General features: G+C 36.8%; 28 protein-coding genes. 18 read left to right on the top strand and 10 right to left on the bottom strand.

From position 1 onward, the window contains the following. Positions 1-64 precede the first annotated feature (64 nt). Positions 65-883, bottom strand: a complete 819-nt coding sequence (locus FB551_RS20635) for an RIP homotypic interaction motif-containing protein (RefSeq protein ID WP_047429438.1) — start codon at positions 881-883, stop codon at positions 65-67. A 478-nt stretch (positions 884-1,361) separates the two neighbouring features. Between FB551_RS20635 and FB551_RS20630 the strand changes: the two genes are divergently transcribed. Genes FB551_RS20630 through FB551_RS20615 form a run of 4 tightly spaced genes read left to right on the top strand, consistent with a single transcriptional unit; the run spans position 1,362 to position 4,622 of the window. Further along, positions 1,362-1,991 carry an NUDIX hydrolase gene (locus FB551_RS20630; protein ID WP_047429434.1) on the top strand — a complete coding sequence of 210 codons (630 nt, stop codon included), beginning with the start codon at positions 1,362-1,364 and terminating at the stop codon, positions 1,989-1,991. A 27-nt stretch (positions 1,992-2,018) separates the two neighbouring features. Next, positions 2,019-2,825: a lysophospholipid acyltransferase family protein gene (locus tag FB551_RS20625; protein ID WP_047429431.1), complete on the top strand. Its 807-nt coding sequence runs from the start codon at positions 2,019-2,021 to the stop codon at positions 2,823-2,825. 15 nt (positions 2,826-2,840) lie between these two features. Then, positions 2,841-3,278, top strand: a complete 438-nt coding sequence (locus FB551_RS20620; protein ID WP_047429428.1) for a hypothetical protein — start codon at positions 2,841-2,843, stop codon at positions 3,276-3,278. A 6-nt stretch (positions 3,279-3,284) separates the two neighbouring features. After that, positions 3,285-4,622 (top strand): UDP-N-acetylmuramate--L-alanine ligase, encoded by a 1,338-nt coding sequence (locus FB551_RS20615; protein ID WP_142018768.1) that lies wholly within the window; start codon positions 3,285-3,287, stop codon positions 4,620-4,622. A gap of 47 nt (positions 4,623-4,669) precedes the next feature. Here the strand turns inward: FB551_RS20615 and FB551_RS20610 are convergent, their stop codons facing one another. The 3 genes from FB551_RS20610 to FB551_RS20600 form a co-directional block, all read right to left on the bottom strand. Continuing rightward, on the bottom strand, positions 4,670-5,278 hold the full coding sequence (locus FB551_RS20610; protein ID WP_142018767.1) for a hypothetical protein: 609 nt from the start codon (positions 5,276-5,278) through the stop codon (positions 4,670-4,672). Positions 5,279-5,350: 72 nt separating this feature from the next. Then, a complete protein-coding gene (locus tag FB551_RS20605; RefSeq protein WP_142018766.1) occupies positions 5,351-6,409 on the bottom strand; it encodes an NAD(P)H-dependent flavin oxidoreductase in 1,059 nt (352 codons plus the stop codon). Positions 6,410-6,581: 172 nt separating this feature from the next. Then, a complete protein-coding gene (locus FB551_RS20600; RefSeq protein WP_142018765.1) occupies positions 6,582-7,457 on the bottom strand; it encodes an aldo/keto reductase in 876 nt (291 codons plus the stop codon). A gap of 285 nt (positions 7,458-7,742) precedes the next feature. Between FB551_RS20600 and FB551_RS20595 the strand changes: the two genes are divergently transcribed. Together FB551_RS20595 and FB551_RS20590 are read left to right on the top strand one after the other, a co-directional pair. Further along, a complete protein-coding gene (locus FB551_RS20595; RefSeq protein WP_142018764.1) occupies positions 7,743-8,177 on the top strand; it encodes a GNAT family N-acetyltransferase in 435 nt (144 codons plus the stop codon). Continuing rightward, positions 8,178-8,645 (top strand): GNAT family N-acetyltransferase, encoded by a 468-nt coding sequence (locus FB551_RS20590; protein WP_142018763.1) that lies wholly within the window; start codon positions 8,178-8,180, stop codon positions 8,643-8,645. Here FB551_RS20590 and FB551_RS20585 read toward each other — a convergent pair. Together FB551_RS20585 and FB551_RS20580 are read right to left on the bottom strand one after the other, a co-directional pair. Further along, positions 8,622-9,518, bottom strand: a complete 897-nt coding sequence (locus FB551_RS20585; RefSeq protein WP_142018762.1) for a LysR family transcriptional regulator — start codon at positions 9,516-9,518, stop codon at positions 8,622-8,624. The genes FB551_RS20590 and FB551_RS20585 overlap by 24 nt on opposite strands. A 40-nt stretch (positions 9,519-9,558) precedes the next feature. Next, entirely contained in the window at positions 9,559-10,305 is a 747-nt protein-coding gene (locus FB551_RS20580) for a metallophosphoesterase family protein (protein ID WP_142018761.1), read from the bottom strand. A gap of 475 nt (positions 10,306-10,780) precedes the next feature. On the opposite strand from FB551_RS20580, the gene FB551_RS20575 reads away from it, so the two are divergent. The 6 genes from FB551_RS20575 to FB551_RS20550 all read left to right on the top strand — a co-directional run bounded on the left by FB551_RS20575 (position 10,781) and on the right by FB551_RS20550 (position 15,654). After that, positions 10,781-11,398 carry an NAD(P)H-dependent oxidoreductase gene (locus FB551_RS20575; protein ID WP_142018760.1) on the top strand — a complete coding sequence of 206 codons (618 nt, stop codon included), beginning with the start codon at positions 10,781-10,783 and terminating at the stop codon, positions 11,396-11,398. Further along, positions 11,395-12,279, top strand: a complete 885-nt coding sequence (locus FB551_RS20570) for an NAD-dependent epimerase/dehydratase family protein (protein ID WP_142018759.1) — start codon at positions 11,395-11,397, stop codon at positions 12,277-12,279. The genes FB551_RS20575 and FB551_RS20570 overlap by 4 nt, the downstream gene beginning before the upstream one ends. 1 nt (position 12,280) lies before the next feature. Further along, on the top strand, positions 12,281-12,568 hold the full coding sequence (locus tag FB551_RS20565; RefSeq protein WP_142018758.1) for a putative quinol monooxygenase: 288 nt from the start codon (positions 12,281-12,283) through the stop codon (positions 12,566-12,568). Positions 12,569-12,570: 2 nt separating this feature from the next. Then, positions 12,571-13,209, top strand: a complete 639-nt coding sequence (locus FB551_RS20560) for a type 1 glutamine amidotransferase domain-containing protein (protein ID WP_226798749.1) — start codon at positions 12,571-12,573, stop codon at positions 13,207-13,209. Positions 13,210-13,494: 285 nt separating this feature from the next. After that, a complete protein-coding gene (locus tag FB551_RS20555; protein ID WP_142018757.1) occupies positions 13,495-14,478 on the top strand; it encodes an aldo/keto reductase in 984 nt (327 codons plus the stop codon). A 207-nt stretch (positions 14,479-14,685) separates the two neighbouring features. After that, positions 14,686-15,654 (top strand): cyclase family protein, encoded by a 969-nt coding sequence (locus FB551_RS20550; RefSeq protein WP_142018756.1) that lies wholly within the window; start codon positions 14,686-14,688, stop codon positions 15,652-15,654. A gap of 470 nt (positions 15,655-16,124) precedes the next feature. Here FB551_RS20550 and FB551_RS20545 read toward each other — a convergent pair whose 3' ends face one another. The 3 genes from FB551_RS20545 to FB551_RS20535 form a co-directional block, all read right to left on the bottom strand. Next, the gene (locus FB551_RS20545) at positions 16,125-16,568 is read right to left on the bottom strand and encodes a carboxymuconolactone decarboxylase family protein (RefSeq protein WP_142018755.1); all 444 of its coding nucleotides are present in this window, start codon (positions 16,566-16,568) and stop codon (positions 16,125-16,127) included. Positions 16,569-16,576: 8 nt separating this feature from the next. Then, positions 16,577-17,008 carry a DoxX family protein gene (locus tag FB551_RS20540; protein WP_052186928.1) on the bottom strand — a complete coding sequence of 144 codons (432 nt, stop codon included), beginning with the start codon at positions 17,006-17,008 and terminating at the stop codon, positions 16,577-16,579. A 63-nt stretch (positions 17,009-17,071) separates the two neighbouring features. Beyond that, entirely contained in the window at positions 17,072-17,644 is a 573-nt protein-coding gene (locus FB551_RS20535; RefSeq protein ID WP_047429384.1) for a Crp/Fnr family transcriptional regulator, read from the bottom strand. A gap of 64 nt (positions 17,645-17,708) precedes the next feature. Between FB551_RS20535 and FB551_RS20530 the strand changes: the two genes are divergently transcribed. From FB551_RS20530 to FB551_RS20515, 4 genes are all read left to right on the top strand, one after another. After that, positions 17,709-18,074 (top strand): DUF1304 domain-containing protein, encoded by a 366-nt coding sequence (locus FB551_RS20530; RefSeq protein WP_047429381.1) that lies wholly within the window; start codon positions 17,709-17,711, stop codon positions 18,072-18,074. A gap of 514 nt (positions 18,075-18,588) precedes the next feature. Then, entirely contained in the window at positions 18,589-19,839 is a 1,251-nt protein-coding gene (locus FB551_RS20525; protein WP_142018754.1) for a quaternary amine ABC transporter ATP-binding protein, read from the top strand. Position 19,840: 1 nt separating this feature from the next. After that, the gene (locus tag FB551_RS20520) at positions 19,841-20,668 is read left to right on the top strand and encodes an ABC transporter permease (RefSeq protein ID WP_047424380.1); all 828 of its coding nucleotides are present in this window, start codon (positions 19,841-19,843) and stop codon (positions 20,666-20,668) included. Position 20,669: 1 nt separating this feature from the next. Next, positions 20,670-21,524 (top strand): glycine betaine ABC transporter substrate-binding protein, encoded by an 855-nt coding sequence (locus FB551_RS20515; RefSeq protein WP_142018753.1) that lies wholly within the window; start codon positions 20,670-20,672, stop codon positions 21,522-21,524. 289 nt (positions 21,525-21,813) lie between these two features. On the opposite strand, the gene FB551_RS20510 is transcribed toward FB551_RS20515, so the two are convergent. Further along, positions 21,814-22,191 carry a winged helix-turn-helix transcriptional regulator gene (locus FB551_RS20510; protein ID WP_047424526.1) on the bottom strand — a complete coding sequence of 126 codons (378 nt, stop codon included), beginning with the start codon at positions 22,189-22,191 and terminating at the stop codon, positions 21,814-21,816. A 92-nt stretch (positions 22,192-22,283) separates the two neighbouring features. On the opposite strand from FB551_RS20510, the gene FB551_RS20505 reads away from it, so the two are divergent. After that, the gene (locus tag FB551_RS20505) at positions 22,284-23,273 is read left to right on the top strand and encodes an NADP-dependent oxidoreductase (protein WP_142018752.1); all 990 of its coding nucleotides are present in this window, start codon (positions 22,284-22,286) and stop codon (positions 23,271-23,273) included. A gap of 3 nt (positions 23,274-23,276) precedes the next feature. Then, entirely contained in the window at positions 23,277-23,747 is a 471-nt protein-coding gene (locus tag FB551_RS20500) for a cupin domain-containing protein (protein ID WP_142018751.1), read from the top strand. Positions 23,748-23,945: the final 198 nt, after the last annotated feature.

The raw sequence follows: 23,945 nt of genomic DNA, 5'->3' as shown, positions 1-23,945 counted from the left end.
AAAGGAGAAACACTGCAGTTTCTCCTTTACAATTTCTAAGATTTACAGTATGTTGTTATAGGGCTTAATTCGACTGATTCACAATCATTGAGTTTCCATTACCCATCTGAGTTCCTACATGAAAATGGCCAAGACCGCTCTGAGCTACCCAGGTAAAGTTACCGTTACCCATCTGAAGATCAATAGCTGTGTTGGAATCTCCTATCTGGAACTGATAAAGCTGGTTGGCATTACCTATCTGTACTCCTGCAGAAGTGTTGTCATCTCCTACCTGAACTGAGGCTGCAATATTACCTGTACCAGCTTGTATATGAGTAGCACTGTTATCATTACCATCCTGATACTGAACAAGAACATTATTAGCTCCTATCTGAAGTCCGCTGGCATCATTTCTTCTTCCCAACTGAACCTGATAAGCGTCATTACCAGCACCTACCTGAATGGCAGAAGCATCATTTCTTCTTCCGTCCTGATATTGGAAAACTGAATTACCTAATCCAATCTGTACCGAGGAGGCATCATTTCTTCTTCCGATCTGAGTTTGTTCGGTAGAGTTAAGTACTCCTAACTGCCAGGTTGATGCAGAGTTTCTATTTCCCATCTGCAAAACTTCATTGGAGTTTCCAATACCCATCTGATCTACATCTACAGAGTTTCTGTTTCCGATACTCTGCGCATTATTGACATTTAAAATCCCTACCTGGTCAATATCTGCAGTATTACGATTCCCTGTCTGTGTAAGAGAATTGATGTTCAAAAGACCGGTCTGGTCTACTGTAGCAACATTTAAGTTTCCTGTTTGAGTAGTCACATCAATATTGAATTGTGCAAATCCGAAACTCATTGCGAATAGTGTAAGTACACCTGTAAGTAAATTTTTCATCTTGGTAAAAATTAATTGGTTAATAGTAAGGCAAAGGTAGCTTCCCCGTCAAAATGAAAAACCACCATCAAGGTGTAAATTTTGAAAATCACTGTTTTCAGTTGGGCAAGTCATTATTTACCGTTACGGAAAAACACCATCACAACATATTGATTTACAGTAAATCCACCAACAGTGAATAGTAATCTTTCTTTAATTATGATATTGTATAAGTAAACCTGATCATTTATATATTCAAAACATCACAATTCAGGGTTTTAAGCTTTTATTACAAACTGCTGTCAGATTTATTGTCACCAAAGAAAATCAATTTGAATTAAAAATTCAAGGTTGAAAGTTGAAATCCACCGGGTTTTATCATTAATGATATATCACTGGGATTAATAGGCAAAAATTTCCGGTTACAATACGGTCTTTTTCATAGGTTAATTAATGTTAAGGCACTTATTTCTTCAAGATATATTGCTAAATTTGAGCTATGGAAAATTTTGGAAAAGATTTATTGAGACAAATAAAAAGCGTGGAACTTCCCGGTGAACACGCACATGGAGTATTTTCACCTCCCTATCGTCCCGTTTTTACTTATGATGAAGTATTGTCAAAGAATCCCAAATTTGCGGCTGTCAATATTGTTTTATATCTGAAAAACAACGAGTGGTATTTTCCATTGATTCAAAGAACGATTAATGAACACGACAGACACAGCGGGCAGATATCGCTGCCTGGCGGAAAGCGTGAGGAAATGGACAGAGATTTTGCAGAAACCGCAGTTCGTGAAACCTCAGAAGAAATTGGAATAGACAAGCATTATGTAAGGATTATCAGAGAAATGTCTCCTATCTATATTCCGCCAAGCAATTTTTATGTATATCCCTATATCTCTTATACTAAAAAGAATCCGGCATTCGTTCTTCAGCAGACGGAAGCTGTGGAAACCATAGAATTTCCTATCACTTCCTTTTTGAACCTGTCAGACACTCCGGAAATTATGGCTCTGCCCAGTGCAGGCGGACATGAAGTTCCTGTGATCAATTTCAACGGATACATTATTTGGGGTGCTACAGCGATGATATTAAGTGAATTCAGTCAGTTGTTGAAAAAAATGTAACTTTGCACTACCGTGTTTAATTGAGAGATGGCGAAGAAAAATATTTTCACCGATGCATTCGGAACTCCTTATTTTTTGAAAAGGTTTATTATTTTTATATTGGGAATTGTATCTTACAGAAGATTCAATGGCTTTAATAAGTTAAAAATAACCGGTACAGAACACCTTGTGGATCTTCCGGACTCTAACGTACTTTTTGTATCCAACCATCAGACCTATTTTGCAGATGTGGCAGCAATGTACCATGCCTTCTGTGCTGTAAACAACGGATACTTAAATACGATAAAGAACCCGATCTATCTACTGAATCCCAAGATTGATTTTTATTATGTAGCAGCTGAGGAAACCATGAATAAAGGTATTCTTCCTAAAATTTTCAAAATTGCAGGTGCTGTAACCGTAAAAAGGACATGGAGAGCAGAAGGGAAAAATGTCAACAGAATGGTAGACATGAGTGAGGTAGATAATATTATGAAAGCGTTGGACAATGGCTGGGTAGCTACTTTCCCTCAAGGAACTACGTCAGCTTTTGCACAGGGACGACGGGGAACAGCCAAATTGGTAAAGAATCAGCGTCCTATTGTAATTCCAATCAAAATAAACGGTTTCAGAAGAGCTTTTGATAAAAAAGGACTCCGCGTAAAGGTTACCGGTGTAAAACCTACGATGGAATTCAAAGCTCCTTTGGATATTGATTATGATAATGAAAAAGCACCGGAAATTTTATTGAAAATTATGACGGCTATTGAGCAGACAGAAGATTTCAATCTATTACACAGTTATGATGAAGAACTTAAAGCTAAAAAATTAGAACAAAAGGACTCAAATAATTAAAGTAAATTAAAAATTATGAACAGAATACTTGGAATCTTATTCGCAATCATAGTATTAGTTTCATGCAACAGCCAAAAGATATATTCGGATTTTGATATCAGCTATTCGAAAAGCGGAGGCTATGCTCCTGTTTATGAAAACCTGCTTATAAAAGGGAATACTGTACACTATTCTTTTGAAGGACAGGGAAAGAAGTACAAACAGGATTTTAAGATTTCTAATGAAGATTTAAAGAAACTGGATCAGGTTCTTTCTCAGAATAATTTCAGAAGAATACAGGAAGACCGTAAAAAATTGTACGACAATATTTCAACGTCTATCAATGTCAAGAGAGGTCCGAATGAAGGGAGTAAATCGGATGCGAGTATGATTATTCCGAACTACCAGACCAACTGGAATAATATTCTTGAAGCTTTCCAGCAGATCATTAATACTAATGTTAAAAAACAGTAAATACAATTGAAAACCCACTTCATTGCCATTGGCGGAAGCGCCATGCATAATCTTGCAATCGCATTAAAAGACAAAGGATATCAGGTGACAGGTTCTGATGACGCTATTTTTGAACCTTCAAAGTCCCGTTTGGAAAAGAAAGGAATTATGCCTCAGGAAATGGGCTGGTTCCCGGAAAAGATTACTGCGGATATTGATGCTGTCATTCTTGGGATGCATGCACATCAGGATAATCCTGAGCTGGCAAGAGCAAAAGAACTGGGCTTGAAAATATATTCTTATCCTGAATTCCTGTACGAGCAGTCTAAAAATAAGACAAGAGTTGTTATTGCCGGATCACATGGTAAAACAACCATCACTTCAATGATTCTTCACGTTCTGAATTTCCACCAAAAAGACGTGGACTTTATGGTAGGAGCTCAGCTTGAAGGTTTCGACTGTATGGTCAAACTGACTCAGGATAATGACTTCATGGTGCTGGAAGGTGACGAATACCTTTCTTCTCCTATTGATCTTCGTTCTAAATTTTTACTGTATCAGCCGAATATTGCTTTAATGAGTGGTATTGCATGGGATCATATCAATGTATTCAAAACATTTGATGATTATATTGATCAGTTTAGAAAGTTTGTGGCAAGCATTACAGCTGGTGGAGTTCTTGTATACAACGAAGAGGATGCTGAAGTAGTGAAAGTAGTGGAAAATGCAGAGAACTATTTCAGAAAGATTCCTTACAAAACTCCGGAGTACGAAATCAATAATGGTAAAGTTTATTTAAAAACAGAAATGGGTGATGTTCCACTTTCTGTTTTTGGAGCACACAACCTGCTGAACCTAGAAGGAGCAAGACATATCTGCCAGCAGCTTGGTATTATGGATGAAGATTTCTATGAAGCAATCATGAGCTTCAAAGGAGCATCCAAGCGTCTTGAAAAAGTAGAAAGAGAAGATAAGGGAATTCTTTACAAAGATTTTGCCCATGCACCAAGCAAGGTGAAGGCAGCTGTAAAAGCATTTGCAGAACAATTTAAAAATGATAAGAAACACGGATTTTTGGAACTTCACACCTATTCCAGCTTAAATCCCACCTTTCTTGAACAATATGATCATGCGATGGACGGTCTGGAAGATGCTGTAGTTTTCTATTCTGAAGATGCTTTGAAGATCAAAAGAATGGAGCCAATATCACCTGAATTCATCAAAGAAAAATTCAGGAATGAGAATTTAAAGGTGTTTACAAACGCTGAAGACCTTCATGCCTATTGGGATACATTGGATAAAACGGATGGTGTTTATCTCATGATGAGTTCCGGAAATTTCGGTGGCCTTGATTTAACAAAATAAACAAAAAGCTTCAGAATCTTATCTGAAGCTTTTTTATTAAATTATGATCATTCAATTTTCTTGTTATTGGTCAGTTCAATATTTTTTATGGAGCCCAACGGTGCTATTTTTATTGTTTTATTTCCTTTTGCCAGATAAATATAATACATGCTGTTCGATCCTATCAGATGAACCTGTTCAAACTTATCATCACCATAATTTAATTTATAGTCATATTTAAGTTTGTTCTCCCTTATCTTTCTGGTAAGCCCGAATCCTTCTCCCAGCCCTATTCCTACAAAGAAAGACAGCAACATCATGGCCAGAAACCTCACAAACATATTGGTAAAATGATTCTCAATAGCCTCTTTGCTCATATTTTCATGTCCTTTGAGAGATGCCATCTGGAATGCCCAACGTTTATTTTTACTGGCCTGTTTTGATAAAAAAGAGGGAAAAGCAAATGAAAATATAATGATCCCAATGAGGATAATCAATATCACAGGATGAGCTGTTAAGGTAGCAATCGGACTGATCAGGATGTCCATGATTGTTGAGTATTTTAGAATATTAATGCCTATCTGGTAATAGAAGACACTTTCTTTTAATATTCCCATTACGACAAGAAACAGGTAGCCGAACGGAAGTGATCTCTGAATTCCCTCTGAAAATTTCATTTATTTTCGCTGATTTTAGTTTTTATCTTTCACGAAAATAGAAAATTACAGGCAAATTGAAACTATCTTGACCTATCTTTCACATTCTTTGATCAGATTTCTCAAAATTTCTTCTGTGGAAAGCTCACTATAATGGTGAATAGACTGCCCCAGCCAAATGGATACAAATTCAGGATTTTGCAGAGATTTTGCTGCTTTACGCAACGCATTGGTCAGTTTGTTCTGGTAAGGATAGGGTAAAATATATTCTGAGTTTTCAACCGCTTCTATAAATTGATTTTTTATTCCTCTGGCATATCTTCCCGAAAAGCTCTTCGTTAAAATAATGTCTTCTTCTCTTACTTTTTTCAGTCTTTCCTTTTCAAAAGGCTGTAAAGCACTTTCCTGAGATGCCAATAAAAGATTTCCCACCTGGAAGCCCTGCGCTCCTAAATCTTTAACAGCTTTTAAGGTCTTGGCATCATAAATTCCTCCTGCATAAATCAGAGGAACACTCACATGATCATACACCTGTGACAGCAAAGATATCCCTCCGATCTGCAGAATATTCTCCGCCTCAAAACTTCCTCTGTGGCCTCCCGCCTCTATTCCCTGAACACAGATAATATCAATACCTGATTTTTCAAGCTGCAAAGCTTCATTCACAGATGTACAGGTTCCGATGAGGGTAACATCGTTTTCTTTTAATTTCTGAATACTTTGTTCATCCAGATTTCCGAATGTAAAACTCAGGATTTTACAGTTTTCTTCAATGATGGCATCCACCTGTTCATGGTAGCCGTTGATACTGATTTTCTCAAGTTCCGGAAGCTTTACATCAATTTCATTTTCTCTGGCCAGCTGCTCAAGAAACTGTTTGGTTTTAATATACTTTTCTTTTAAACCATCCGTCACTTCAGGAATTTGATGGACGAATATATTTGCTGCAAAAGGTTTATCTGTCAGTTTTTTTGTCTCCCTGATCAATTCAACAGACTGATCTGCTGAAAGATCAGCCAGTGCCAATGATCCCAGACAACCTGTTTTTGAAGCAGCAACAGTCATCTGTACCGTACTCACTCCAAACATCGGAGCCTGAATTACAGGATATTCTATCCCTAGTTTTTTACTGATTGTATCCGGCCAGAACATAAGAAATTATTTTAAATAAAAAGGTACGAAAAATAGGAACACTTCATTTTCAACAGGATATGATATTCCTCACCCTGAATGAAAATACAAATCCCACAGATCTCACAGAAAACACAGATTGTAATCTGTGAAATAGTGAAAACTGTGGGAATATTCTTAATTTCTGTTTTTATTAGATATCCGCTACGGAATTGAGCATTTTCTGTTCCCATTCCGGATCTTTAGGATCAAAGAATAATCTTTTTCCTGTATCCAAAGAACGAACGACATTCATTTCATTTTCTGTCAGTTCAAAATCAAATACATTAAAGTTTTCTTCAATTCTTGACGGTGTCACCGATTTCGGGATCACTACAAATCCTTCCTGAAGGTGCCATCTTAAAATTACCTGAGCTACGGTTTTACCATATTTTTCAGCAATTGCTTTCAGATCAGGATTGCTTAAAAGATTAGTATTACCGTTTCCAAGCGGGCTCCAGGGCTGAGTTACAATATTATTTTCTCTGTCGTATACCTGCAGTTCTTTCTGCTGGAATACCGGATGCAGCTCAATCTGATTAATCACCGGTAACACTGTTGAATTTGCTTTAAGTTCTTCAAGCTTCTCAACGGTAAAATTACATACCCCAATAGCTTTGATCTTTCCCTCCTTGTATAATTCTTCCAATGCCTTCCATGTTCCCAGGAAATCTCCATAAGGCCAGTGAATCAGATACATATCCAGATAATCCATCTGCAATCTGTCCAAGGTTCTCTGAAAAGCACTTTTAGCCTTTTCGTATCCATGATCCTGAACCCATACTTTGGATGTGATAAACAGTTCATCTCTGTCTACTCCGCTATTTTTCACCCCGGCACCTACTGCCGTTTCATTCTGGTAAATAGCAGCAGTGTCAATCATTCTATATCCTGTCTGAATAGCTTTGATTACTGCATTTTCACATTCCTTCAGATCTTCCATCTGCCATACTCCAAAGCCTAAAGCAGGAATATCCACTCCGTTATTTAAGGTTACCACAGGGTGCCCTGTATAGGTTTTCTTTTGCATAAGTCTTTATTTTAATGATTAATATAAAGTGATAAACAAATTTGCAATAAAAAATTGAAAATTCTGCTTACCAATTTTACTGTTTTATGTAACAGACTGCTCTTGTATTACTTTTTTAAACTACCCCGTCTTTTTGCTTTGCAAAAATCCACCCCTTCAGGGAAGGAAATGAATAGCCGATAAAACCACCCCTCTACACTTCTAACTCCCATCTTCCATCCTCAAATCTTCACTCCTGCTGGCATTTCATCGCTATTTTCTCTATTTTTGCTTAAATTTTAAATCATGTCACAAAATATCAGATTGGCTACAGCAGAAGATTATCCGAGAATTATGGAAATCTGGGAGTCAGCAGTAACAGCGACCCACGATTTCCTGGCTGAAGAGGATTTCAATTATTTTAAAGAAGCCATTCCAAGAGATTATCTTCCTAATCTGGAAGTTTATTTAATCACAGAAAACGATGACGCTAAAGGTTTTGCATCTGTAGCAGAAGGCAACCTGGAAATGCTCTTCATTCACGATGATGTGCGTGGGAAAGGATATGGAAAAACCCTTTATCAGTTTATGAAAGAAAAGACCGGATTGACCAAAGTGGATGTGAATGAACAGAATCCACAAGCGATTGGATTTTATGAAAAAATGGGGTTCAGAAAAATCGGAAGATCAGAAAAAGATGGTTCAGGAAAGGATTACCCACTTATTCATATGAGTCTGTAAATGGAAAATTTTACGTTCAGTTTATTAAATCCGGATACGGAAATTCCTTATCATTTATTGCTGTTGGCGGATGAAACCAAAGAAGCTATCAATCAATATATTTTCAAATCTGACATTTATCTTTTATATGACTGCACTGAAAATATTGCGGTAATGGCATTATATAAAAACAACAATACAGAACTGGAAATTAAAAATATCGCAGTCATTGAAAGCTATAGAAGCAAAGGAATCGGAAGTATTCTGATGAATAAAGCTAAGGAAATTGCCAAAGAATATCATTATAAAACACTGACCGTTGGAACGTCGGATACCGGATTCCAACAGATCAGATTTTATGAGAAAAACGGTTTCATCAAAAGCGGAATACTGAAAGATTTTTTTATTGAAAATTATCCGGATCCGATATATGAAAACGGTTTACAAATGCGCGATATGGTTATATTAACCCATCACCTGACGGAATAAGCCTTTGATATGCTCTATTTCAGTCTGATAATTGGTTTTCTTACGACATCCGAAATACAGCGTGTTTTCCAGTTTCTTCTTCCCTTCCCAGATCAGTTTCACCTCACCGCTTTCAATATCATTTTTGCATAGAAAATCGGGAACAACCGCTAGTCCTGTTCCACCTTTCAGACAACGGATGATTGAATTCAGATTAGGAACAATATAATTCGGACGGAAATTAGGTTTATGACCAAAGTTCAAGGTCCAGAACTGGAAAAGGTGTTCCATATCTCCGGTGGTTCCGTACCATTTTTCATTCTTCAGCCATTCCTCAATCTGCTCTGCATCTTTTGTTTTCAACACTTTATTGAAAGCAGCGGCATCTACATCTTTTCCACCCACCAGAATGATCTGTTCAGAAGAGAAAGCTTCATGTTCTATATTGGGTGAAGACCCTTTTTTCGGAGTGATGATAAGATCAAGAATTCCTTTATCCAGCTGATCAAGCATTTCCGGATATTCTCCAAAACTGATAATCAGATTAAAAGGCAGTGAAGAAACATATTGCTCCAACGTCGTCTGAAAAGTTTCAAAACACATTCCGACACTGATGGTAGGCGTATGCTTCTCTGTAGATTTCTGGAAGTTTTTTTCTACATCTTCCAGTTTGGTAATAGGCTCAGCAACGGCATTAAATAATACTTTCCCACGTTCTGTAGGGATCATTTTTCTACCGGTCCTGTCGAATAGTTTGTATCCTACATAAGCTTCCAGAGAACTTAAATGCAGACTCACGCCCGGCTGTGATATGAATAAAGCATCAGCAGCACCCGTCAATGTCCCGGTTTTATATATCGCCTTAAAAGTACGATACCATTCTAAATTGACCATGATTTAATTATTAATATTCTGATGCAAAATTACAAAATAATTATAATATTAATACATTTTCATTTTTAAGAAATGATGCGTAATAATCCGGAATCCCGCTTTCCTTTATCTGACGGGCCGTTTCATCAATCGGATAGGGTATTTGAATAATTTCCGGAGTAATTTTTTCTTCATCTAAAGTGAATATGACATAAGAAGCCAGTCTGTTTTCTTCTTTAGAGCGGCCCACGGAGCCACAATTAATTGCCCATGTCTTATTTTCAAACTGCTTTTTAAAAGACAAATGGGTATGTCCCATCACAATAACATCAGATTTAGAGTCTATCAGCGTATCAGTAAAAATCTCATCCTTTTCTGATTCATACAAATAGGTGTCATTGCTTGATAAACTGGAATGAACCAATTGAATATTCCAGTGCTTCTCCCCTACTTTATAGTTTAATTTTAAATGAAAAGGCAGCTCTGATAAAAACTTTTTGTTCTCTTCTGTAATATGTTTTTTAGAATGATCAATCGCTATGAATCTGGCATTCGTCTCTTCTCCTGAGTGCTTAGCCAAAGGAACAACAGGAATATTAAAAGCAATTCTTTCATCGTGATTTCCCATTAAACAAGGAATGTTCAGACTTCTGATCTTCTCAATCACCTCGTTTCCCCAGGGTGCGAAGTCCACAAGATCTCCTAAACAAAATCTCTGCCTGATTCCTCTTTTCTCAATATCCTTCAACACTACTTCCAGGGCAGGAAGATTTCCATGCACATCACTAAAAACGGCTATCTGTATCATTGTCCTTCAATTTGTTAAACAAATTTACACGACAGAAGGGAATTTCAGGTCAGATATGATATGACATTTTACCATGAAAAGGGAAATGGTCAATGGTGAATTTTTGCTGCGCAAATGAATAGTGAATCAGCATATATACAAAATTCACAAACAAACTAGACTAACTATTCACAATTCACTATTAGTCCCGTCAATAGTCAATTTTTGCTACGCAAAGTCAATAGTGAATGATTAAGTGCTGGTTACAAAACTTCCACATAACATCAATTGTTCATAATCCCGAATCCCGAATCCCGCAACCCGTAACCTTAAAAACTCATAAGCGAAAAGAACTGACCAACTTTAAACTTTAAACCTAAAACTTCGAATTTGACAAACTATAATTTAAATAATACTTCCCTATAATTTATATTATTTTTATTATACAAACATCCATCCTAACTTTGCAGAGTAAAATTTAAACAATCATAAAAAAATGAAAAAAGTATTAATCATCAACGGAGGACAGAATTTCGGACATTCCGGAGGAAAATATAATCAGACTATTGCAGAAAATACATTAGCAGCTCTTAAAGAATTTGACAATGTAGAAGTAAAGATCACCAATGTAAGTGAAAATTATGATAAACATGAAGAAGTGCAAAAATTTGTCTGGGCAGATTACATTATTTACCATACCCCAATCTGGTGGTTCCAGCTTCCGAACGGATTGAAAAAATATATTGATGAAGTTTTCACAGCAGGTCATGCAAAGGGAATTTATATGAGTGACGGAAGAAAAGCTGAAAATCCTGAAATCAACTATGGTACAGGAGGAATGCTTGGCGGAAGAAAATATATGCTGACCACAAGCTGGAATGCTCCTGCAACGGCTTTCACGCTTCCTGGAGAATTCTTCAGTGAAAAAAGTGTAGATGATGGACCATTATTTGGTTTCCATAGAATGAATGCCTTTGTCTCACTGGAGAAAATGGAAAGTTTCCACTTCCATGATGTGGAGAAAAATGCCAATATAGAGCGTGACATGAAGCTTTACAGAGAACATGTAAGGAACGTATTTGAAAAAGAATTAAAACCAGAATTAGTATCATGAAAAAAATACTGATCACAGGTATTACCGGCTATATAGGCGGAACTATCGCAAAAAAACTGCTTGACAGAAATTATGAAGTAACCGGATTAGTTCGTAACGAAGCTCACGTACAGGAATTAGAATCATTGGGAATAAAAACCATTGTAGGGAATATTCACAATGAAGATGTAATAAAAACAGCTGTTGATGGCGTTGATGCAGTCATACACAATGCTGATTCTGCAGATGATGCTTATGCTGTGGATAATTTTATCAAAGCAATGGAAGGAAGCCGTAAAACATTCATATTTACTTCAGGATCTGCCATTTTCGGAGGTAAAGAAAATGGTAAAAGAAGTGATTTTGTGTATACTGAAGATTTCCCTCTCACTCCAAGACTGGAAATGGCATCAAGGGTTCTTATCAACAACTATGTTCTTCAGTCTGTTCAAAAAGATATAAGAAGTATCGTTATTGTTCCTACCATGGTTTACGGGGAAGGTCTGGGAATAAAAAAAGACAGTATCCAGATTCCGGCATTGGTTAATTTTTCTCAGAAAAAAGGGCACGGTGTTTATTTTGGAGAAGGTGAAAACATCTGGTCCAATTTACATATTGAAGATTTGGCAGATCTGTATGTACTGGCCCTGGAAAAAGCAAAAGAAGGGTCTATCTATTATGCAGAAAACGGTGCTTCATCTTTAAGAAACATTGCAGAAATCATCAGTAAAAAATATAATCTGGAACCGGCACAGTCTTTAAGTATACAGGATGCCGTTGATAATTTCGGTCCTGCGGGAGGCTATTTCGGTTTTGCATCCAACAGTATATGCAGCGCAGACAAAGCCAGAACAGAACTGGAATGGAAACCAATTTATAACTCAATTGAAAATTTTATTTAATATGAAAATTCATCTTACAGCCATTATAAAAGCCAAAGAAGAACATCAGGCAGAAGTATCGGAAGTTCTTCAGAATATGGTAAAAGAAACAAGAAAAGAAGAAGCATGTGAGCTTTACAGCCTTCATCAGGGAATTGAAGACAAAAACGAATTTGTTTTCTACGAAATCTGGAAAAGTAAAGAAGGTCTGGATCAGCACAACCAGCAACCTTACATCCAGGCTTTCGGAGCTTTGGTGGATGAAAAGCTTCAGGAAAAACCACAGATTTATACCACCAATATTATTTAATCATGAAAAAATTAGCGTTTTTACTACTTGCGGTCTTTACCATAGGATTCGTACAGGCTCAAACTAAAAAATCAAAAAATATGAAAAAGAAAATCTTATTCGTTGTAACCAGCCACGATAAAAAAGGAAGTACTGGTGAAGATACAGGATATTATTTGGGAGAAGTTTCTCACCCATGGGAAGTTCTTCACAAAGCAGGTTATGAAATTGACTTTGTAAGCCCGAAAGGCGGAACTCCTCCGGTAGATGGTTTCGATTTGAAAGATCCGGTAAACAAAGAATTCTGGGAAAACAAAGAGTATAAGAACAAGATTGATCATTCTATGACGCCATCACAGGTGAATCCAAAAGAGTATTCAACCATCTTTTATGCAGGAGGACACGGAGCAATGTGGGATTTTGCAGACAATAAAGAACTGTCTGATATTGCTTCAGAAATCTACGAAAACGGAGGTATTGTAGCAGGAGTGTGCCACGGACCGGCAGGATTGGTAAATATCAAGCTGAATAACGGGAAATATCTTGTAGATGGAAAGAAAATCAATGCTTTTACCAATGAAGAGGAAGCTGAGGTAAAATTAACAGATGTTGTTCCTTTCCTAATTAGAAAACAAACTGAAAGAAAGAGGTGCACAATTTGAAAAATCAGGCCTTTGGCAAAATCATGTGGTAACAGACCAGAGAGTGATCACAGGACAAAATCCACAATCTGCAAAGAGCGTTGGAGAAGCTATCTTAAAAGAATTAAATAAATAACAAATCATTTTTAACCACAAGAGTCACAAAAGATTTTAAGTTCTTTAAAATCAGAAAAGCTCTTAAAAGTCTCACCATTGAAATGACGGGAATTCCCCTCCACTGGAGGGGTGGCGAAAATTCAAAGAATTTTTGACGGGGTGGTTTTACACATAACAATTTTAAATAAAATGGAATACAGAAAATTAGGAAATACAGATTTAGAATTATCAACAATCACACACGGAGCCTTTGCTATCGGAGGAAATATGTGGGGAGGTAATGAAAAGCAGGATTCTATCAACTCTATTCATGCATCATTAGATCACGGAGTAACTTCTATCGACACGGCGCCTTTTTATGGTTTTGGACTGAGTGAAGAAATGATTGGTGAAGCTATCAAAGGAAAAGACCGTTCAAAAATCCAGCTTTTGACAAAATTCGGATTGGTATGGGACGGAAGCAATAACGGAAAAGGAGAATTTTTCTTTGATGCAGAAGACGAAGGAAAGACTCTTCCTGTTTATAAATTGGCTTCCAAAGAAAACATCATCAAAGAAGTTGAAGAAAGCTTACAAAGATTAGGGACAGATTATATCGACCTTTTGCAACTTCACTGGCCAGACAGTACTACTCCTATTTGTGAGACTATGGAAGCTATGGAACTATTAATCCAACAGGGAAAAATCCGTGCTGCAGGGGTAAGTAACTATAGCGTGGCTCAAATGGAAGAGGCGAACAGAACTTTAAAACTTGCCAGCAATCAGGTTTCTTACAGTATGTTGAACCGTGCCATTGAAAGCGACCTTGTTCCTTATTCTTTAGAAAATAATTCAGGAATTATCGTATACAGCCCTATGGAAAGAGGTCTTTTAACCGGTAAATATTTCAAAGAAACCCAATTAAAAGATAACGACCACAGAAATGGATATTTCTCCCAGTTTGATTTGAATAAAGTGAAAACTTTCTTAGAAAAAATTGAACCTATTGCGCAGGAAAAAGGAGCCAGCCTTTCTCAACTGGTACTAAGATGGACTACGCTGCAGCCAGCAATTACAGTAGTATTGGCAGGAGCAAGAAATGCCCAGCAAGCCATCGAAAATGCAAAAGCTATGTCTATTGACCTTTCTCAGGAAGAATTGAACTTCATCAATTCGGCTTTAAGCGAAATATAAGATAAAGCTGGAAGAAGGAGGCTGGAAGATGGAAGTTCTATTAGTATATTGATAATTAGGAAGCTTCTATTGCACTACGCTACATGTAACAAAGAGATTCCTCCTTCGTCGGAATGACAACATCCCAATCCATTGATTCTCGGACAACAACAACTTCCCTCTCCCCTCTTCCAGCTTCCTTTCTTTTAATCTCAAACCTTATAAAAAATGAAAAATAATCTGATCAAAATGTTCGGGTTAGCCACATTATTGACTATAAACAGCGTTTCATTAAATGCTCAAACCCTTGTCAATCCCGAAGACCAATCATGGTATCCTTCTGCTTACGGAGCAAAGGATGAAATCGGGGCCGCTAATTTATTGACTCCTGAAGTTGTAAAACAGGCATTAGGACTTGTGAAACAAGGTAAAACCTTAGCTCTTGCAGTTCCGATTGATAAAAACCTTCCGGCTTTCAGACACAGAAGTTTTAATTTATATAATATTCAGCCCGGAGAACAGGGCGGAAAAAGTATTGGTCCGAACAAATTTACCTTCAATGACGAACTGGTAAACGGATGGACCGGAGTGGGTACACAGCTCAACGGTATCGGGCACATTGGTATTGATAATACTTACTACAACGGAAATAAAGCGACTGATTTTGTAACCGTAGAAGGCGTTAAAAAACTGGGTGTAGAAAAAGTACCTCCTTTTGTAACCCGAGGTGTAGTCCTTGATATGACTGCTCATTATGGAAAGTCAATAGTACCCGGCGGAACAGAGTTTACGGTAGAAGATATCAAATCTGTTTTAAAGAAGCAGGGACTTACCCTAAGAAAAGGAGATATCATTCTTTTCAATACCGGATGGCTGGAATTGGCAGGTAAAGACAACAAGCAATTTTTAGAAACAGAACCGGGCATCGGAATGGATGCTGCAAAATGGCTTGCCGATCAGGGAATTGTAGCATTTGGCGGTGATACATGGGCTTCTGAAGTCTATCCTAACCCGAAAAGTAAAGAAGAATTCCCCATCAATCAGTTTATGCTGGCGAAAAAAGGAATTTATAACCTGGAACTGATTGACAGCCGCCCTTTGGTGAAACAAAAAGTATGGGAATTTCTATTCGTACTGGGACAGCCATTATACGTAGGTTCTACGCAGGTGAATGTGAATCCTGTGGCGATTTATTAATTTAAATGCTTACAGTATGAGGTTGTTTAAACTTTTATATTCATTATTTTAACCACAAAAGGCACAAAAGTTTTAAACACTTAACTTTTTTCAGAACCGGGTCTTATGCGTAATAAGTACACCTAAGTTTTGTGAAAATCTTTGATTTTCATCTTGTGTGAACTTTCCTGCGGTCTCATTTTGAACTTACTTAAGTGAGTGTATTAAAATGAAACCTTTTGTGACTTTTGTGGTTGGGTAAAATTCAAACAACTTTTATTTCGGAGAGACAATGTAATTCCAGTTAAAAAAATAAAATGAACCAAAGAATTTATTTTTAGAATTAATATCGACTATGTTACATTGTCACTTTGAATTTTACATTAAAATGGCCTTTCAGTTTTTGAAAGGCCGTTTTTATAAAAAGTAAACATCCGTAAATTATGCAGTCTTCATTGACTTCATCTTCATCTCTCCGCTCCCGGACTTAGCTATTTTGCAATCGGAAGATGAGTACTTATTGCAATTCTGTTCCATGCATTGATGGTTACAATAGCCATAATGATGTAAGCGATCTGGTTATCATCGAAGAATTTTTTTGCCTTCTGGAAAGTCTCTTCAGTTAATCCGTTTTGGCTGATCAGCGTAATTTCCTCTGTCATTGCCAAAAGTACCTGCTCTTCTTCTGTAAAGAATTCTTTTGCTTCCGTCCATCCGTTCAGAATGAAGATTCTCTGAGGTGTTTCACCATATTTGATGGCATCTTTGGTGTGCATATCAAGGCAGAAAGCACATTTATTAATCTGTGAAGCTCTGATTTTAATTAATTCCTTCTGAATGTGGGTTAAAGAAGTGGTCTGTAAATATCCTTCTAATCCCATCATCGCTTTGTAAGCTGCTGAATCTACTGTTGCAATATTTAATCTTGCGCTCATAATATGTATTATTTTTTGGTTAATTGATCTATACTTAAAGAATAATGTTGCTGTACCGCCAGTAAAAGAGCTGCAGCACTTCCTACCCATACAGAATAGTTGAGGGGAGCTTTAGGTCCTGAGGCAATGGTCATGGATATGGCAAAAATCAACAGCAGAATACTGCTTCCATAGGCTGCAAACTTTGTTTTAAATCCAAAGATCAGCATCAATGGAAAAAGAATTTCTAAAAAGGTTGCGGCATACGCTGAGAATGTACTCAAAGATTCCGGAAGGAAATAGGTTAGCTGTCTTGTATATTCTTTAAAACGCTCCATGTTTCCCCATGATGAATTTTCTTTGCTCCAAAATCCAAATCGGTCTGCTACTGCAGAGAGCATGGTTACAGCAAGAGCAAGCCTTAAAAATAGCTGCGGAAATTGATTTTTGATATCTGTCATTGTATTGGCTTTTAATAACATGACAAATTTCCGGTTTATGATCCGTAAAAATCTTAAACTGGTTTAAGATCGTAACTTCGCCCTGATTTCACTCAGATATTCAGGCGTAAGATTCAAAAAGGAAGCAATAAGATATTGAGGAATTCTTTGGATAAACCATGGATACAATGTACTGAAATGCATATAAAGTTCTTCTCTGGACATTTCATACAAATAACGGATTCTACGCTCTGAAGCGGCATAAGCTCTTTGGTAGACCATACGGAAATACCGTTCCATTACGGGATGTTTTTTCAACAATTCTTCCTGGCGCTCAAGATCAATTACCAGAATAGAAGAATGTTCTACTGCCTGTATGGAAAAATCTGTTGATATCTGTCTTTCATAAGCAAATGTATCGGTAATCCACCAGTTTTCAATGGCAAATTCTGTAGTTTGCTCTACACCTTTTTCATTGATAAAGAACTTTCTGAGACATCCTTTCACTACAAAATACATGGTCCGGCAGACCTCTCCTTCCAGCACCAGATTTTGTTTCTTTTTTACATCCAATACCTCGAAAAAAGATACAATAGACGTATATTCTTCATCAGTTATGGTAATAAACTTATGTAAATGTGCTTTGAATGGATCCATTGTACGAATTAATACTCAAACTTAACTTTATTTTTTTAGTTTTACAATGAGAAAATATTGAATCATGGAAATCGTTGCTAAAATTCTGATCGCTGTTGTGGCACTGGAACACCTTTATATCCTTTGGATGGAAATGTTTGCATGGGAAACAAAAGGAAAAGAAGTTTTCAAAGCTGCTCTACCTGCAGAAATGTTTAAACCTACCAAAGGGCTCGCTGCCAATCAAGGTCTTTACAATGGTTTTCTGGCTGCCGGACTCATTTGGTCATTTTTGATTAAAGATCCGCAATGGCAGACCAATGTAGCTTTATTCTTTTTAGGATGTGTAGCTGTAGCGGGAATCTACGGTGCCATTTCAGCCACTAAAAAAATATTCTTTGTACAGGCACTTCCTGCCATACTGGCAATCATTGCTGTTTTGCTGAAATAATTTACCGGACTATACGGGTCATGTTCATCTTCTCTTAATTTTAGTAATAAGGGAAAAATTGACATGAATTCTCAATTTTAAAATACTATTGAAAATCAATCAGTTACAACTATAAAAATCCATTTAATATAAAATTCGTAAATTTGCACCGTCAATAAAAAATTGTTATACAGTTTTTGATGCTGGCAAGCATTTTGATGAAATGTAGCCATTCAAGTTGTTCAGTACACATATCTGTAATTACCTCATCAGTAATTTAATTGTAGAATCTATGTAAGAGATTAATTTCTTTTTACATAATACACTCTTTTTCTAGAGTATAATCTATTGAAATATTTAAATAAACATAAGACCTCATGGTTCTTATGCATTATTTTTTTGTTAAAGCTTTTATTATTAAAAGCTTAGCAAATTATTTTATCTTATTGTCATCAGCAGAACAACAAAAACTAAAAGTATATAAAGAATTGGTGTACAATTTCTTATATCATGTATTAATTGAAAAATTCTGAATATGGAAAAAAATGAAAACACTCGAAAAGTAAAACTTAAGGTTGAAGACCTGACCATCATCTTTGGTAAAAACAAAGAAAAAGCACAGGAACTTTTAGACAAAGGTTTTTCCAAAAAGGAAATTCTTGAAAAAACAGGCTGTACCATAGGAATCAATAAAGCCAGTTTTGAAATCTACGAAGGGGAATTCTTTGTGATCATGGGACTCTCCGGAAGTGGAAAATCCACATTACTGCGCTGTCTAAACAGACTGAATGAGCCTACCTCAGGAAAAGTATACATCAATGATGATGATATTACCAGTAAAAATAATAAAGAGCTGCTGGAAGTGAGAAGAACAGAAATGAGTATGGTATTCCAGAAGTTCGGATTACTTCCCCATCATACCATTTTAGATAATGCAGGTTTTGGACTGGAAATCAGAGGTGAAAGTAAAGCTTCCCGCGATGCAAAAGCACAGAAAGCATTAGATATTGTTGGTTTAAACGGTTTCGAAAATCAGTATCCTTCCCAACTTTCAGGAGGAATGCAGCAGAGAGTCGGATTAGCAAGAGCTTTGGCCAACGATCCTGAAGTATTGCTTATGGATGAAGCTTTCTCCGCACTGGACCCTTTAATAAAATCTGAAATGCAGGATCAGATGCTTGAACTGCAGAATACTTTACAAAAAACCATTGTCTTTATTACGCACGATCTGGACGAGGCCATTAAAATCGGAGACCGTATCGTCATTATGAAAGATGGTGTCATAGAACAGATAGGAACAGCAGAAGATATTTTAACCAATCCTGCCAGCGACTATGTGAAAGCATTCGTGGAGAAAGTAGATCGTAAAACAATTATTACTGCCAGATCTCTGATGTTCGACAAAGCTACGGTAGTACGTTTCAGAAAAGATGGTCCGGAAGGAGCTTTAAGAAAAATGAGAGCTACCGGATTAGAAAACCTGCCTGTGGTAGATTTTCAAAATAAATTTCTAGGCTTTGTAACCCTTAATGATGTTGTTCGCATAGCCAGAAAGAAAGAACCTACAGTAGAATCCATTATTAACAGTAATGTTCCTTCAGTGTATCCTGAAGTGACGGTAGAGGAAATGCTGCCATTGATCTCCGAAAATAAATCTTCCATTGCTGTTATTGATGAAGACAACAAATTTTTAGGTCTTGTTACCCAGTTATCTCTGGTCATAGAAGCGACCAAGTTTAATGAAGAAGAAATTATTGAATTAAAAGAAATCGCAAACAACCAATAAGATGAATAAAACTATAGATATAGGTCAATATGTAGAAACTGCAATCAATTGGCTCACAGAAAATGGAAAACCTGTATTTGATGTTATAAAACATGTAGGAAACTCCTCTATCATGGGGATTGAATGGGTATTAACAAACACTCCTTTTTATGTAATCATTCTCTTTTTTACCCTTTTGGCATTATGGAAAGCCGGAAAAGGTATTGCTGTGGTAACCGCAGCCGGATTAAGCTTAATATTTTTAATGGGATTATGGAAAGAAACGATGGAAACGCTGGCACTTATTTTTGTGTCCACCATTACTGCCCTTATCCTTTCTATTCCTCTGGGAATTTTAGCAGCTAAAAGCAAAATAGCCGACAAAATCATTCGTCCTTTACTGGATTTGATGCAGACAATGCCCGCATTTGTCTACCTGATTCCTGCTGTACTGTTTTTCAGTATTGGTAAAGTGCCCGGTGCTTTTGCAACCATCATTTTTGCCATGCCGCCCGCGGTACGATTAACAGCGTTGGGAATTGAAGCCGTTCCGAAAGACATTGTGGAAGCAGCCAGAGCTTTTGGAGCAACCAACCGACAGATTTTGTTTAAAGTAGAGCTTCCTTTAGCAATGAAAACGATCTTAACAGGAATCAATCAAACCATACTGTTATCCTTATCCATGGTGGTGATCGCAGGAATGATTGCTGCAGGTGGTTTAGGTGAAAAAGTACTGGAAGGAATTAATAATCTGGATATCGGATTAGGATTTGAAAGCGGATTATCCGTTGTGATTTTAGCCATTATCCTCGACAGGATTACCCAGGGATTTGTAAAGAAAAAGCAATAAGATGAAACAATTAAAATATCTGTTTTTTCCCGTTTTAATGTTACTATGTACAGCATTAAGTTCGTGCGAAAACATAAAAAACTCTAAATATATTACCATCGGAATGGTAGACGGCTGGGCGGAAGATGTGGCAATGACGCACGTTACAAAAGCTATTCTGGATGAGCAAGGATATCACGTTATTATTCAAAAAGCCTCAACGGATATGATTCTGGCTTCGATGAATAATGAAGATACAGACCTTTTCATGGGAGTCTGGCTTCCTTACACCCATGCTAAAAAGCTTGCTAAATTTCCGGGACTGGCTCATCTTGGAACCAATTATGACAACGGCCGTATAGGATTAGTCGTACCGGAGTATGTTCCTGTGAACTCTATTGAAGAACTTAATCAACATAAAGATCAATTCAATCACAGAATTATTGGAATTGAAAAAGGAGCGGGATTAACCACCGGAACAGACAAAGCAATTATTGATTATCAACTGGATTATCAACAGATCAACTCCTCTACCATTGCCATGATCACCGAATTACAGAATGCCATACAACGAAAAGAATGGATTGTGGTAACCGGATGGCAGCCTCACTGGATGTTTGGAAAAATGAAGCTTAAGTTTCTTGATGATCCAAAAAAAATATATGGAGAAGCAGAACAGATTAAAACCTATTCCAGAAAAAGCTTTGCTAAAGATCATCCGGAATTGGCAAAATTCTTTTCTAAACTTCATTTTGATGATGGAAACATGTCCGATCTTTTAATGAAAATGGAACAGAGTAAAAATAAAGAAGCTACGGCCAAAGAATGGGTGAAAGATCATTCTGAACTTGTACATTCGTGGTTAGATAAAAATTAATAAACAATTTGGTATTATTTAAAATCCTCAACTCTGCACGGATCTGAGGATTTTTTTATCGACATAGATTAGTTGATTTTTTCTCTATGAAGCCATATTATTAGTAATCGCAAGGCGCAAAGAAATTTAATAATATACTGCGTTAAGGCGCAAGAAAATCAAAGATTTTCAGCAAGTTTGTTTCAGTTAAAATTCAACAGAATTAAATTTTATCAAAGATAAAATCCTTGCGCCTTAAGGCATATTTAAAGGAAAATTCTTGCGTCTTTGCGTTCCCAATATCTCATAACTATCCCATTGATTCTTTGATCTTTTCCCGATGAAGTATTCCCCAATTTACCAATGTTTCGGTTACAGGAAATACAGATTTTCCATATTCAGTCACAGCATACGTTACAGTGATAGGTTTCGTATCCTGAATGGTTCTTGTGATCAGAAGATTTGTTTCCAGTTCTTTTAATTCTTTGCTCAGCATTTTGGCAGATATGCCTTCAATACTGCGTTCCAGCTTTTTAAAATGGATCATTTGGTCCGGTCTGTTCGTCAGATATCGTAAAATCATCAGTTTCCATTTTCCTCCTAAAACGTCCAGACTGTCCCGCATTGCAAACAGTTCTTCCGTACAGCTGGCCTCTCTTTCGATGCCGTTTTCAGTAATTTTTGCCATAATAGTTTCATGAAGGTAACTAGTTACCATTAGTTAACTAGTAGCAAATATAAACTATTCCCTCTTTACATTTGTGTATCAAATTAACAATAATGAAAGCAGTTATTTTAAATAAAAACGGAAAGCTGGAAGATGGCTTTACCGAACAGCCAAAACCTAAAGATAATGAGGTTTTAATCCAGATTAAAGCCAGCGGTTTCAATCCTATAGATTATCAAATGTTGGAAAATGAACTTGAACGTAAACTAGTCAGTTCACCAATATTAGGGAGAGAACTATCAGGAATCATTGTTGGCAAAGGCTCCGAAGTTACACAGTTCAATATTGGTGATGAGGTCTATTGCGGCAGCGGCTCTATGGGAAGCAACGGCACTTACGCAGAATATATTGCCGTACCTGAAGCTATTGTATCTTTTAAACCAAAAAATATCTCATTTGAACAGGCGGCTTCCATTCCTTCCACAGGACTTACCTCTCTGCAAATCTTTAACCGTCTGAAGTTAAATCCGGAAAATACAGTTCTTGTAACAGGTGCAGCCGGAGGCGTTGGTTCATTTTTGATCAAACTTTTACTGGCCCATAATATCCGGCAGATCACAGCAACCGTTGGCAGTGAAGAAAACCGACAGATGCTTCTCAGTTTAGGATTAAAAAGTCATCAGATCATTAATTACAGAGATGAAAACCTTATTGAAAATATTTTAAAAGCCAATAATGATCAACCTTTTGAATATGGAATCGATCTCGTAGGAAATTATATGTCAGAAGTGACTGCTAAAGTTTTAAAAATTAATGGTACTTATGTAGACGTAACAGCTTTAGTCACTAAGGATGCTCATGAAGCATTATTCAACAAAGGAACTTTGATTATGAATATCTCCAATTATACTTACGGAATGATCAAAAAATATGAGTATTACAAGAACAGCTTACTTGAAATAAAAAAGCTCATTGAAAACGAAACGATTCTTCCTCCACAGCATAAACTCATAGGAAATCTTTCTCTGGACACTGTTCTGCAGGCGCATTCTCTATTAAAAAACAATCAGACACAAGGTCATAAACTTATCATGAAGCACTAACTTATGAACAAAATACCAAGACGGATCGTAACAGGAATTAAAAACGGGAAATCGATCATTGTAGAAGACCAACAGGTAGAAAATGCTGTGGAACATTTTCCTGGACTGATCATTTCAGATATATGGAATACGCAGACAATGCCAGCAAGCCTGGAATTTGAAACCAGAATTCCTAACACCGGATTTCCGCAAACTCCCAAAAATGGCACTTATTTCCGATATGTAGTGGTTCCGCCTGATAAAGATTTAGGAGTTGAGTGGAAAAAGAATGAACCTCATCCGATGATGCATCAAACTCCGACACTTGACTATATCATTATCCTTTCCGGTGAACTCTATCTGATCATGGAAGAAGGAGAAACGCTTCTGAAACCAGGAGATATTGTCATCCAAAGAGGAACGAATCACGCATGGAGTAATCGCTCTGATGAACCTTGCATTCAGCTGGCTGTTTTGATTGATGCAAAAATTTAATAGTAAAGAATTTCCCACAGATCACACAAATACCACAGATAAAAACTCACGCAGATCTAGCAAATTTTACAAAGATCTGCGTAATCTGTGTGATCTGCAGGAAACAAAAAATAAACAGTATTCAAATCTTTACGACTTAAAAGACGGATTAAAAAAGAAAAGCTTTGTGCCTTCCAACGAAATTTAGAAACATTAAAA

The organism is Chryseobacterium aquifrigidense (genome assembly GCF_006716485.1).
Classification (GTDB): Bacteria; Bacteroidota; Bacteroidia; order Flavobacteriales; family Weeksellaceae; genus Chryseobacterium; species Chryseobacterium vietnamense.
Note: the sequence above shows the minus strand (reverse complement) of the source record. Positions and strands in the feature narration are given on the sequence as shown.

What these genes read in the sequence shown, in the direction of transcription:
- FB551_RS20560 (WP_226798749.1), top strand. Translation starts at nt 12,571, where the DNA reads ATGAAAAAATTAGCGTTTTTACTACTTGCGGTCTTTACCATAGGATTC.
- FB551_RS20520 (WP_047424380.1), top strand. Translation starts at nt 19,841, where the DNA reads ATGAATAAAACTATAGATATAGGTCAATATGTAGAAACTGCAATCAAT.
- FB551_RS20535 (WP_047429384.1), bottom strand. Translation starts at nt 17,644, where the DNA reads ATGGATCCATTCAAAGCACATTTACATAAGTTTATTACCATAACTGAT.
- FB551_RS20595 (WP_142018764.1), top strand. Translation starts at nt 7,743, where the DNA reads ATGTCACAAAATATCAGATTGGCTACAGCAGAAGATTATCCGAGAATT.
- FB551_RS20545 (WP_142018755.1), bottom strand. Translation starts at nt 16,568, where the DNA reads ATGAGCGCAAGATTAAATATTGCAACAGTAGATTCAGCAGCTTACAAA.
- FB551_RS20590 (WP_142018763.1), top strand. Translation starts at nt 8,178, where the DNA reads ATGGAAAATTTTACGTTCAGTTTATTAAATCCGGATACGGAAATTCCT.
- FB551_RS20540 (WP_052186928.1), bottom strand. Translation starts at nt 17,008, where the DNA reads ATGACAGATATCAAAAATCAATTTCCGCAGCTATTTTTAAGGCTTGCT.
- FB551_RS20500 (WP_142018751.1), top strand. Translation starts at nt 23,277, where the DNA reads ATGAACAAAATACCAAGACGGATCGTAACAGGAATTAAAAACGGGAAA.
- FB551_RS20625 (WP_047429431.1), top strand. Translation starts at nt 2,019, where the DNA reads ATGGCGAAGAAAAATATTTTCACCGATGCATTCGGAACTCCTTATTTT.
- FB551_RS20555 (WP_142018757.1), top strand. Translation starts at nt 13,495, where the DNA reads ATGGAATACAGAAAATTAGGAAATACAGATTTAGAATTATCAACAATC.
- FB551_RS20575 (WP_142018760.1), top strand. Translation starts at nt 10,781, where the DNA reads ATGAAAAAAGTATTAATCATCAACGGAGGACAGAATTTCGGACATTCC.
- FB551_RS20550 (WP_142018756.1), top strand. Translation starts at nt 14,686, where the DNA reads ATGAAAAATAATCTGATCAAAATGTTCGGGTTAGCCACATTATTGACT.
- FB551_RS20580 (WP_142018761.1), bottom strand. Translation starts at nt 10,305, where the DNA reads ATGATACAGATAGCCGTTTTTAGTGATGTGCATGGAAATCTTCCTGCC.
- FB551_RS20525 (WP_142018754.1), top strand. Translation starts at nt 18,589, where the DNA reads ATGGAAAAAAATGAAAACACTCGAAAAGTAAAACTTAAGGTTGAAGAC.
- FB551_RS20510 (WP_047424526.1), bottom strand. Translation starts at nt 22,191, where the DNA reads ATGGCAAAAATTACTGAAAACGGCATCGAAAGAGAGGCCAGCTGTACG.
- FB551_RS20570 (WP_142018759.1), top strand. Translation starts at nt 11,395, where the DNA reads ATGAAAAAAATACTGATCACAGGTATTACCGGCTATATAGGCGGAACT.
- FB551_RS20505 (WP_142018752.1), top strand. Translation starts at nt 22,284, where the DNA reads ATGAAAGCAGTTATTTTAAATAAAAACGGAAAGCTGGAAGATGGCTTT.
- FB551_RS20585 (WP_142018762.1), bottom strand. Translation starts at nt 9,518, where the DNA reads ATGGTCAATTTAGAATGGTATCGTACTTTTAAGGCGATATATAAAACC.
- FB551_RS20635 (WP_047429438.1), bottom strand. Translation starts at nt 883, where the DNA reads ATGAAAAATTTACTTACAGGTGTACTTACACTATTCGCAATGAGTTTC.
- FB551_RS20600 (WP_142018765.1), bottom strand. Translation starts at nt 7,457, where the DNA reads ATGCAAAAGAAAACCTATACAGGGCACCCTGTGGTAACCTTAAATAAC.
- FB551_RS20565 (WP_142018758.1), top strand. Translation starts at nt 12,281, where the DNA reads ATGAAAATTCATCTTACAGCCATTATAAAAGCCAAAGAAGAACATCAG.
- FB551_RS20515 (WP_142018753.1), top strand. Translation starts at nt 20,670, where the DNA reads ATGAAACAATTAAAATATCTGTTTTTTCCCGTTTTAATGTTACTATGT.
- FB551_RS20610 (WP_142018767.1), bottom strand. Translation starts at nt 5,278, where the DNA reads ATGAAATTTTCAGAGGGAATTCAGAGATCACTTCCGTTCGGCTACCTG.
- FB551_RS20630 (WP_047429434.1), top strand. Translation starts at nt 1,362, where the DNA reads ATGGAAAATTTTGGAAAAGATTTATTGAGACAAATAAAAAGCGTGGAA.
- FB551_RS20620 (WP_047429428.1), top strand. Translation starts at nt 2,841, where the DNA reads ATGAACAGAATACTTGGAATCTTATTCGCAATCATAGTATTAGTTTCA.
- FB551_RS20605 (WP_142018766.1), bottom strand. Translation starts at nt 6,409, where the DNA reads ATGTTCTGGCCGGATACAATCAGTAAAAAACTAGGGATAGAATATCCT.
- FB551_RS20530 (WP_047429381.1), top strand. Translation starts at nt 17,709, where the DNA reads ATGGAAATCGTTGCTAAAATTCTGATCGCTGTTGTGGCACTGGAACAC.